Annotated in this window: 10 protein-coding genes; 1 reads left to right on the forward strand and 9 read right to left on the reverse strand. The window is 73.0% G+C overall.

Annotated elements, in window-relative coordinates; translation table 11 throughout:
• The coding region (locus E1166_RS26585) for an MFS transporter (RefSeq protein WP_132342677.1) at positions 1–1,507 on the reverse strand (1,507 nt) is incomplete at its 3' end.
• A gap of 158 nt (positions 1,508–1,665) precedes the next feature.
• On the opposite strand from E1166_RS26585, the gene E1166_RS26590 reads away from it, so the two are divergent.
• The gene (locus E1166_RS26590; RefSeq protein ID WP_243710530.1) at positions 1,666–2,898 is read left to right on the forward strand and encodes an ROK family protein; all 1,233 of its coding nucleotides are present in this window, start codon (positions 1,666–1,668) and stop codon (positions 2,896–2,898) included.
• 62 nt (positions 2,899–2,960) lie between these two features.
• Here E1166_RS26590 and E1166_RS26595 read toward each other — a convergent pair whose 3' ends face one another.
• The 8 genes from E1166_RS26595 to E1166_RS26630 all read right to left on the reverse strand — a co-directional run.
• On the reverse strand, positions 2,961–3,461 hold the full coding sequence (locus E1166_RS26595) for a MarR family transcriptional regulator (protein WP_132342678.1): 501 nt from the start codon (positions 3,459–3,461) through the stop codon (positions 2,961–2,963).
• 224 nt (positions 3,462–3,685) lie between these two features.
• Complete coding sequence (locus E1166_RS26600; protein WP_132342679.1) at positions 3,686–5,170, reverse strand: sugar transferase; 1,485 nt, start codon at positions 5,168–5,170, stop codon at positions 3,686–3,688.
• Between the two features lie 201 nt (positions 5,171–5,371).
• Positions 5,372–7,111: a substrate-binding domain-containing protein gene (locus tag E1166_RS26605; protein WP_207914546.1), complete on the reverse strand. Its 1,740-nt coding sequence runs from the start codon at positions 7,109–7,111 to the stop codon at positions 5,372–5,374.
• Positions 7,112–7,275: 164 nt separating this feature from the next.
• Complete coding sequence (locus E1166_RS26610; protein WP_243710531.1) at positions 7,276–8,301, reverse strand: lactonase family protein; 1,026 nt, start codon at positions 8,299–8,301, stop codon at positions 7,276–7,278.
• Between the two features lie 177 nt (positions 8,302–8,478).
• Positions 8,479–9,081 (reverse strand): ATP/GTP-binding protein, encoded by a 603-nt coding sequence (locus tag E1166_RS26615; RefSeq protein WP_132265533.1) that lies wholly within the window; start codon positions 9,079–9,081, stop codon positions 8,479–8,481.
• Complete coding sequence (locus E1166_RS26620; protein ID WP_132265531.1) at positions 9,062–9,442, reverse strand: DUF742 domain-containing protein; 381 nt, start codon at positions 9,440–9,442, stop codon at positions 9,062–9,064. The genes E1166_RS26615 and E1166_RS26620 overlap by 20 nt, the downstream gene beginning before the upstream one ends.
• A complete protein-coding gene (locus E1166_RS26625; RefSeq protein ID WP_132342682.1) occupies positions 9,432–9,854 on the reverse strand; it encodes a roadblock/LC7 domain-containing protein in 423 nt (140 codons plus the stop codon). The genes E1166_RS26620 and E1166_RS26625 overlap by 11 nt, the downstream gene beginning before the upstream one ends.
• On the reverse strand, positions 9,854–10,084 hold a 231-nt coding region (locus tag E1166_RS26630), incomplete at its 5' end, for a hypothetical protein (protein WP_132342683.1). The genes E1166_RS26625 and E1166_RS26630, both read right to left, overlap by 1 nt.

The raw sequence follows: 10,084 nt of genomic DNA on the forward strand, positions 1-10,084 counted from the left end.
GGTCGCGGCGGCGGGGGTGCTCGCGGCCCTGCCGTTCTATCTGGTCCTGTTCCTGGTGCCGATCCGGATCGACGTGCCGGACGGCGGCAGCTCCGCGGCGGTGGTGAGCGCGGGAGTGCAGCAGCGTACGCATCGAGTGGATGTCGTCGGGTGAGGTGCGGGCGGCGAGCCAGTACATCAGCCCGGTGGGGATGAAGAAGAGCTGAAAGGCGGCCAGCCCGACGGCGTAGTTCAACGGCGGCGGGAACGCCGCCCGCAGACCGTCGAAGGCCGCCCCGACCAGCCCGTTACCGGCCGCCCGGCCGACTCCGTTGACCAGGTTGCCCAGGCTGTACACCGTGCCCCGATGCTCCGGCGGGTTCACGTCGGCGATCAGGGCGAACCAGTTCGGCGAGTTCGCCGAGGTCAGGGCCAGGGCCACCACGGCGGTGAGCAGGCTCAGCCCGACCGTCGGCTCGGTCAGTACGCTGGCCAGCACCGCGCTCACCACCGCCGCGGAGCTGCCGCCGTCCGGCACGTCGATCCGGATCGGCACCAGGAACAGGACCAGATAGAACGGCAGGGCCGCGAGCACCCCCGCCGCCGCGACCAGGGCCCGCCCCCGGGGCGTACGCCGTTGCAGCGCGTCGCCGACGAGGCCACCCACGATCGAGAGCACCCCGCCGAGCTGGAACAGGGTCGCGAAGAGGCTGCCCACCAGCACCGCGGTGACCGCCGAGTAGCCCTGCTCCCGGGCCCGCTCGGTGAAGAGCACCGGCAGCCAGACCAACGACCCGAACGCCGCCTGCGCGGTCAGGCCCTGCAGGATCAGCCAGCGGTTGGTCCGCCGGGCCAGGATCCGGGGCAGGTCGGCACGGCTGATCCGGTGGTCGTACTCGCCGCCGGCGTCCATCGCCCGGGCCAGTTCCGGCTCGCTCTGGCCCCGCCGCACGTCGTAGGTGAACAGGTACGCGACGGTGGCCGCCAGGCCGACCACGGTCACCACCAGGAACGGCCGTCGCCAGTCGGTACTGCCGAGGATGCCGCCGGTGAGCGTGCCGACGAGCGTGCCCACCCCCTGCGACAGGCCCCAGAAGCTCATCACCAACCCCCGGCGACGCGGCGAGATCAGGTCGGTGACCACGGAGAACCCGACCGAACCGACCGCGCCCAACCCGACCGCGGCCAGCAGTTGGGCGGCCAGAAACACCGGATAGTCCGGGGCAAGACCGCTGGCGCCGGTGCCGGCGGCCCAGATCAGCGTGCCGACCATGAGCAGCGGTTTCCGATCCGCCCGGTCACCCACGTACGCCCAGGCCACCGCCGCGACCGCGCTGACCAGGAAACTCGCTGCGGTGACCAGCCCGAGCAGGCCCTTTGGTACGCCCAGCGCGCCGGCGATCGGGCCGTACAGCGGGGGAACCAGGCCGATCGCCACGTTGTCCAGTGAGGCGAGCACCACGAACACCACGACGCTGTAGAACCGGTGCGCCGCGTTCCCGCGCCGGGAGATCCTGGTGCCCGCCATGACCGGCAGCAAATCAGGTCCGGATCCCGACCGGGTGACCGGGTCTGCCCGGTCCGGCCGGCGGGTTCGCGGCGTGCAGGTTTGAGCCTCCGGTCAGGGGTGTCATCCCTATTTGTTCAGTGATTGGATTAAAGGGGGCGGTGTGGCATTGTCAAGCGGTGACCAGTGCCAACATCGCCGGGGCGGTCCGCCAGGGCAGCCTGCGCGAGCTCAACCTCGCCGTGGTGCTGGGGCGGATCGCCGCCGCCGACCGTCCACCCTCCCGGGCCGCAATCGCCGCCGACACCGGCCTCACCCGGGCCACCGTCTCGGCGGTGGTCGACGACCTGATCGCCGGCCGGCTGGTCGCCGAGGTCGATCCCGAGCCACGCACGGGGGCGGGGCGGCCCGCCCGTGGGTTGCGGCTCGCCGCCGACGGGCCCGCCGGGCTCGGGCTGGAGATCAACGTCGACTACCTGGCCGCCTGCGTCGTCGACCTGACCGGCACCGTCCGCCATCACGAGGTATGCCGGGCCGACCTGCGTCCCGTCTCCCCCACCGAGGCGCTGGCCCGCCTGGTGGAGCTGGCCGGGCGAGCCCGCGCCGCGGCCGACCGGCTGGGGATCACCCTGGCCGGCGCCACCCTGGCCGTGCCGGGGCTCGTCGACGCCCACGGGCTGGTCCGCCTCGCCCCCAACCTCGGCTGGCGCGACGTGGACGTCCCCGCCCTGCTCGCCGGTCATCCACCGCTCACCGGCACGGTGGACGGGGTGCCGGCGCTGACCGTCGACAACGAGGCGAACCTGGCCGCCCTCGGCGAGCTGCACGCCGTGCCCGGCACCAGTAGTTTCCTGCACGTCTCGGGGGAGATCGGCATCGGCGCCGGGATCGTTCTGGACGGCACCCTCTTCCGGGGCGCCCGAGGCTGGAGCGGTGAGCTGGGTCACGTGCCGGTCGACCCGGCCGGGCCGGGATGCCGCTGCGGCGGCCGGGGTTGCCTGGAGACGTACGCCGGCCAGGAGGCCATCCTCGGCGCGGCCGGCCTCTCGGGCGCGGACCTGCCGGCCGACACCGCCGCCCGCCGGCTGGCCGACCTCGCCGCCGCGGGCGATCCGGCGACCCGCGCCGCGCTGCGCGCGGCCGGTACCGCCCTCGGTGTCGCCGTCGCGGGCGTGGTGAACCTGCTCGATTTGGACACCGTGGTCCTCGGCGGCGGGTACGCGACCCTCGCCCGCTGGCTGCGCCCGCCCGTCGCCACCGAGCTGACCGCCCGGGTACTGACCGCCGCCTGGTCCCCCGTCTCGGTCCGCGCCGCCGCGCTCGGGGCGGAGTCCGCGGTGGTCGGCGGTGCCGGTGCGGTGGTCCGCCAGATCGTCGCCCGACCGTCCGGTTGGCTCGGCCGCCGGCAGTGACCTGGTGACCGTGTCGCGGCCATCCGGTCATGATCGGCGTGAGTCGCGGCGAACCGGGGGTGTCAGAGGCGCCGGACGCCCGGCTCTGCCGCGACGCGGAACGAGGGACGAGCGGGCGTCGGCCGCCCGTCCGTCGGCTCCGCCGGTCCCTCACACTGCCGGGCCACCCGGTCGAACTCGCGGATGCCGCGCAGCAGTTCCTCCCGCCCCTGGCCGCTCATGCCGGCGAGCACCTCGGCCAGCCGCCGCCGGCGGTCCTGCCGCAACTCGATGAGGAGCCGCCGCGCCTGCGCAGTCAGATGCAGGGCGATCTCACGCCGGTCCAGGCGGCCCGGCTCGCGTTTCAGCATCCCGGCCGCGACCAGCCGGTCACACAGCCGGCTCGCCGAGGAGAGCAGCATGTCCAACCGGGACGCGAGCCGGCGGAGATTGATCCCGTCGTGCCGCTCCACCACCATGACCGCCCGCAGCTGCGCGTCCGACAGCGGGCTGGCCGTCTGCTCCCGCGCGGTCTCCCACACGGCCAGCAGGGCGCCGGCCGCGGCGTCCAGCTCGGCGGCCATACTCACGAATGGTCCGGCAGAACCGCTGTCATCTGCCATGGTGGGGCCGAGCGTACCCCCACCGTAGGGCCGTCGGGCCTGGTCAGAAGGAGTGACGATGATGCGCGGACCGGACGACCGGGCCCGACAGGTGCTGATCGGGGCACCGGTCGACCCCGCTGCCGGACCGACCCGCGCCCCGACCGGTACCCGCGCCGCCCCGACCGCGCCCGGAGCGCCCGCGCTCAGTACGCCCCGCGACGGCGCAGCACCGCGCCGAAGGTTTTCCAGAGGATGGTCAGGTCGGCGGCGAGCGACCAGTTCTCCACGTAGTACAGGTCCAGCCGGATGCCATCCTCCCAGCTCAGGTCGGATCGGCCACTGACCTGCCAGAGCCCGGTCATGCCCGGCTTCACCAGCAGGCGGCGGGCCACGTCGCCGTCGTACCGGGCCACCTCGGACGGCAGCGGCGGTCGCGGGCCGACCAGGCTCATCTGCCCGAGTAGCACGTTGACCAGTTGGGGCAGCTCGTCCAGGGACCACTTGCGCAACCACCGGCCGACCCGGGTCACCCGGGGGTCGTCGCGCATCTTGAACAACAACCCGTCGGTCTCGTTACGGGCGGCCAGTTCGGCCAGGAGCTGATCGGCGTTCACCACCATGGTGCGGAACTTGAGCACCGCGAACTCGCGCCCGCCCTGCCCGACCCGGGTCTGCCGGAACAGCACCGGCCCTCGGCTGTCCAGCCGGATGGCCAGTGCGATCACCGCGAGAGACGGCAGGGCCAACAGCAGCGCCACCGCGGCGAGGGTACGGTCGGCGAGTTCCTTGACCAGCTTGCGGGCACCCCGGAACTCGGGGGCCTCGACGTGGATCAGGGGCAGGCCGGCGACCGGCCGGGTGTGGATACGGGGCCCCGCGACGTCGGTCAACGCCGGCGCCACCACCAGATCGATCCCGGTGCCCTCCAACTGCCAGCCCAGCCGGCGCAACCGGGTCGCGGTCAGCTCGCCGGAGGCGGTCACCGCCACAGTGTCCGCCCCGATCGCCGCCGCCGCCTCGGGCACCCCCCGCAGCGAGCCCACCACCGGCACGTCGCTGAGCCGCTGCGGCACCGGCGCGAGCAGCGCGTCGGGGATGCAGGCGCCGACCACCTGGTAGCCGGCGTACGGCTCCCGGCGCAGGGTGTGCACAAGTTCCAGCACGTGCGCGGTGTCGCCGACGACCAGCACCCGGCGGGACCAGCCGGCACCCTGGTACCGGGCCCGGTGCAGCCGCTTGCGGGCGGCGAACCGGGTGACCACCAGGGCCGCCGTGCCGAAGGCGAAGGAGATGGCGAGGAAGCCACGGGAGACGCCGACGTCGGCGATGTAGCCGGCGATCGCGATGCCACCGGCGAGCCGCAGGCTGGCCGCGCTGACCCGCCGGTACTCGTCCGCGCCGTAGCCGAGTACCCGGTCGTCGTAGCAGCGCATCGCCTTGAGCGAGACCAGCCAGGCGAGCACCAGACCCGGGGCCACCAGGACGTAGGGGATCTCCGAACCGACCGGCGTCCGGTCACCGAAGCGGGCGGCGTACCCGGCCAGCACGGCGAGGCAGAGAACGGTGGTGTCGAGGACGACCAGGAGCCGCACGTACGCCCGCTGGTCGGCCCGGGCGACCGGCCCGGCGCTGCGGGTGGTTGGCACCGACGACGTCGGGGTGGGCGTGGACAAGGTTGCCGAACTCACCGGGCCCTCCCCTCATCGTGCGAGTCGGCTCCGGCCCGCCGTTGCCCTTGGGGCGGTAGCGACGCCGAAGCGTTTCCGACATCTTGCCTCAGCACGATGATTACCGATCACCTCGGACGCATAGCCGTCAGTTTTCCCTGGTCACGGCGCATGGACCGCCGCACCGGAGGCTCCGGTGCGGCGGTCGATGTCGTGCTGGACTCAGCGCGGCGCGTTCGGGCGCAGCGCGATCGCCTTGAGGAAGATGTCACCGATCTTGGTCGGGTCCTCGGTGACGAAGGTCCCGCCACCGGTGATATTGGTGATCGACTGGAGTTCGGCCTTGGAGACGCCGTTGCCGATACCGATGATGACCACCTGCACCGGACGCTCCGGGTCCGCCAACTCCTTCAGCTCGCTGAGCAGCTTGGCCTGCGAGATGCCGCTGTCGTCCTCGTTCTTGCCGTCGGTGAAGAGCACCACCGAGTTGACCCGGCCCGGCTCCCAGTCCTGCTGGACCCTCTTGTACGCCTCGAGCATCGTGTCGTACAGGCCGGTGTTGCCGTCGGACGGCCGGACGAAGCCCAGCCCCTGCTCCAGCTTGCTCCGGTTGCTCGACAGCGGGTTGATCGGCACGATCTCCCGCCAGTCCCGGGAGCCCACGAGGTTGGTGGAGAACGTCCACAGGCCGATCGACCAGGTGTCGTCGAACAGGCTCAGGCCACGGCTGGCCGCCGCCACGGTCACCTGGGCACGGCTGGCGTTGTTGGCGGAGGGCACCTCCGTCTTCATGGAGCCGGAGACGTCGATGACGCAGAGCATCCGGCCGGACTGGGTCGCGATGGACCAGCCGGAGACCGCACGGTCTATCGCGACCGGATCCAGGCCACCCGCGGCGCCGACACCGGCCGGCGGGACGGTGGACTGGCCACCGGCCGGGCTCGGGGCGCCCTGCAGCGCCCTGAAGCCCTCACCCCAGTTGCCGTCCGGGGCGCGCAGCGACTGGGCGGCCAGCCGGTTTTTGAAACCCTGGGTGGTGAGCAGTTCGTAGAGGACCCGGGCGGCCGAGGCCTTCGACGGCTCGATGCCGGGCAGCACCGCGTACGGGTAGTCCAGCGGCATCGGCGACGGCTCAAGGTAGAGCGCGGCCAGCGGGATCGGCGGCTTGGTGTTGTTGTACGCCATGACGTCCTCCTCGGACAGCGCGGCTGCGGAGAGCGCGCTGGCGATGGACGCCGGGTCGTTGGAGCGCGGGAACCGGGCGAGCAAATCCTGCCGCAACGCCGAGCGACCGGTGGCCAGTGCCCGCAGGGCGCCGGTGGTGGCCTTCTGCGCGTCCCCGCCGGAGGCGCTGGCGGCGGCGGTCAGGGAGAGCAGGCCGGACAGGCCGGCGGCATCCCGGGTCGGTTCGACGATCCCGGCACGCAACGGCTTGTCGCTGCTGACCGCCCGGAGCAGGTCAGTCCAACTGAGCTTCTCGTCCGGCCAGCCGAGACGGGAGGCGACCGGCTCCGGCATGGCCACCACGATGGGGCTGCGGGCGATCGACGCGCCGTTGCCCGGGGCGAACGCGGTGGCGCCGTTGTTCTTCAGCCGCAGCAGCCAGGTGGAGGAGTCCGGGATCCAGACGTCCGGGGTGACCGCCGTGCCACTGGCCTGGCCCACGCCGGCGAGGGTGGCGCCGTGCTTGCCGGCGACCGCAGCGGCCACCTCGACCGAGTCGGCAGAGGCGACGGTGACCGCGATACAGGTTCCGCCGACCGCTGCGCCGTCCTTGACCCACTGGTCGGCGGCGTCACCAACCGCCGGCGCCAGTTCCGGCGTGGCGGCCACGGTGAGCTGAATCTCCCCCGAGCAGGACGGACCGGCCAGCTGCTGGTACCCGAACCAGGTTCCGGCGACCACGACGGCGAGCGCGGTCGCCACGGCTGCGGCTCCTGCTCCACGGACACTTGAACGCATGCGATGGCGGCCAGACACGCCGACCATCTTGCGCAGGTCGGGCGCTTACCGCCATAACCGTTCGGACGAAAGTTACTGAGGAGAAACAGTTGATCACCATTTCACCACAGTGAGTAGTCAGTCCGTTCCCAGACGTGGATCTTTCGCCCGCAGCGGCGCCCGCCTCACGGCAGGATACACGTGGGGCTCGACATCCCGACCGGCTCGCCGAGCGGATCCGGCACCCCCGAGCCGGGATCCACGTGGAACACCCGCACCATGTCGGCCCGCTCGTCGGCGACGTAGAGGTGTTCGCCGACCAGCGCGAAGTGCCGCGGCCACTCCCCGCCGGTCGCCACCTCCGCCACCAGCCGCGGCAGCTCACCGTCGAGCGCGAAGACCGCCACCGTGCCGACCCCGCGGTTGCCGACGTACAGGAAACGCCCGTCCGGACCGACGGCGATCTCCGAGGGCTGGACATGCCCGGCCCGGCCGCTGGCCTCGACCCGCCCCCGCTGGTGCAGCGCCCCGTCCGCGGTCAACTCGTACGCGGTGACGGTCGCGTCGAGTTCGCCCGCCACCCAGCAGCGCCGCCCGTCGGGGTGCCGGGCCAGGTGACGCGGGCCGCTGCCGGGAGCGGTACGCGCCCGGGGTGTGCGGGGCACCAGCCGGCCCGCGGCCAGGTCGTAGCGGTAGATCGAGTCGGTGCCGAGGTCGACCGCGAGCAGCGGACCGGTGCCCGGATCCGGGGAGACCATGTGGCAGTGCGCCTGCTCCTGGCGGTGCGGGTCCGGGCCGTGGCCGTCGTGCCGGACGAGGTCGCTACGCTCCCCCGGCACCCCCCGGTTGTCGAGCGGAAGGACCGCGACGCTGCCGCCGCCGTAGTTGGCGACGTAGAGGTGCCCGCCGTCCGGGGCGACCGCCAGATGGCACGGCTCGGCGCCCCCGGTCGCCCGGACGGCCAACGGAGTCAGTTCGCCCCGCTGCCCCACTGCGAAGGCGCTGACCCGGCCCTCGGGCAGCTCGTTCACCGCGTACAGCACCGGCCGGGCCGGGTGCCGGGCGAGGAAGGAGGGCGAATCGGTGACCGCCACCGTGCCGAGCGGCGTCAACTCTCCCGAGGTCGGGTCGCGCCGGGCAGCCACGATGCCGTCCCCCCGTCCCCCGCTGGCCGCCGTGTAACCACCGATGTGGACGATGTCACTGGCCACCGCTGCTCCCTCCACCGTTCCTGCCGGTCCCACCCGAGCTTTCCCGCCGGACGCGCCCGGCAGGCCCCTTTCCTCAGATCCCGCCCGCGCGGCCGCCGAGGTCGGGGGCGACCGGCCGGCAACCAGGGGTACGACGGGCCGCGGCGGGACGGCCCGCCCGGCCACCCCGATCCGGGATCAGGCCACCGGAACCGGTTCGCCCCGCTGCCGGGCCACGTGCTCGACCAGGGAGATCAGCACCATCTTCGCGGACTGACGGTCCCGCGCGTCGCAGCGCACCACCGGCACCTGCGGGTCGATGTCCAACGCCTGCCGGACCGCCTCGGTGCCGAACTGACGGGCCCCGTCGAAGTGGTTCACTCCGACCACGAACGGGATGCCCCGCTGCTCGAAGTAGTCGATCGAGGGGAAGCAGTCGGCGAGCCGGCGGGTGTCGGCGAGCACCACCGCACCCAGCGCCCCGAAGGCCAGCTCGTCCCAGAGGAACCAGAACCGGTCCTGGCCCGGCGTGCCGAAGAGGTAGACCTGGAGGTCCTCGGTGATGGTGATCCGGCCGAAGTCCATCGCCACCGTGGTGGTGGTCTTCCCCTCCACCCCCGAGAGATCGTCGGTGCCGATGCTGACGCTGGTCAGCACCTCCTCGGTCTGCAGGGGGCGCACCTCGCTCAGGGCGCTCACCAACGTCGTCTTGCCTGCGCCGAAGCCACCGGCGACGAGGATCTTGAGAGCCAGCGGCAACCGGGCCCCGGAGGAGTCCCGGTCAGAGCGCACGTAGTCCACTGACCACCGCCTTGAGGATGTCGTTGTCGGGAAGTGCGGCGGCCGGCGGCTCGTGCACCGAGACCAGCCCCCGGGCGAGCAGGTCGCCGAGAAGAACGCGGACCACGCCCACGGCGAGGTCCAGGTCGGCGGCAAGGTCCGCCACCGCGACCGGACGCCGGGCCAGTTCGACCAGACGCCGGTGTTCGGGCTGCAACGCCGGCCGGCCGGCCGGATCACCGTTCGCCAACACGAACGCGACCAGGTCGTACCCGTCGACGGCCGGGCGTACCCGACCGCCGGTGAGGGTGTACGGGCGGACCACCGGACCAGCATCGCCGTCCAACCACTCGTGTTGAGGGCCCGGCGGCTCAGCTCGCATCGACGTCTCCTGCCGCCGTCCGGGCCGGCGCGGTCAGGTTCTCGCCGACCCGGATCACCAGCCGCGCCATCTCGTACGCCACGAAACCGATGTCCGCGTCGGCATCGCAGACCACGGCCAGGCAGGTGCCCTGACCGGCGGCCGTGACGAACAGGTAGGCGGATTCCATCTCCACCACCGTCTGTCGCACGCCACCGGCGTCCAGGTGCCGGCTGGCGCCCTTGGCCAGGCTGGAGAAGCCGGAGGCCAGGGCGCAGAGGTGTTCGGCGTCGGCGGTGCCCATGCCGCTGGACGCCCCGAGCAGCAGGCCGTCGGCGGAGAGCACCACCGCCTCCAGGGCGGGGGGCACCCGCTCCACCAGTTCGTCCAGCAACCAGCCGAGGTCGGCGCTCTGCCTCGTCGTGTGCACCACTAGACGTCCCTCTCACTCGCGGTCGGGGATTCGGGCGCCGCCGCCGGCTCGGCCGGCGACGGGGGCGGCTCAGCGGCCCGGGGGCCGTCGGTGGCCGCCGGCTCGGCCGCGTCCGGCGGCAACGGGTGCAGCGTGCCGCCCTCCCGCCGGCCTCGCGCGGTGCCGGCCTGCAGCGCGGACATCTGCCGGCGTACCTCCTCGGGCGAACGCGGCGTCGGGGCCTCCGGGGC

The sequence above is a fragment of the Micromonospora sp. KC213 genome (genome assembly GCF_004348325.1).
Taxonomy (GTDB): domain Bacteria; phylum Actinomycetota; class Actinomycetes; order Mycobacteriales; family Micromonosporaceae; genus Micromonospora.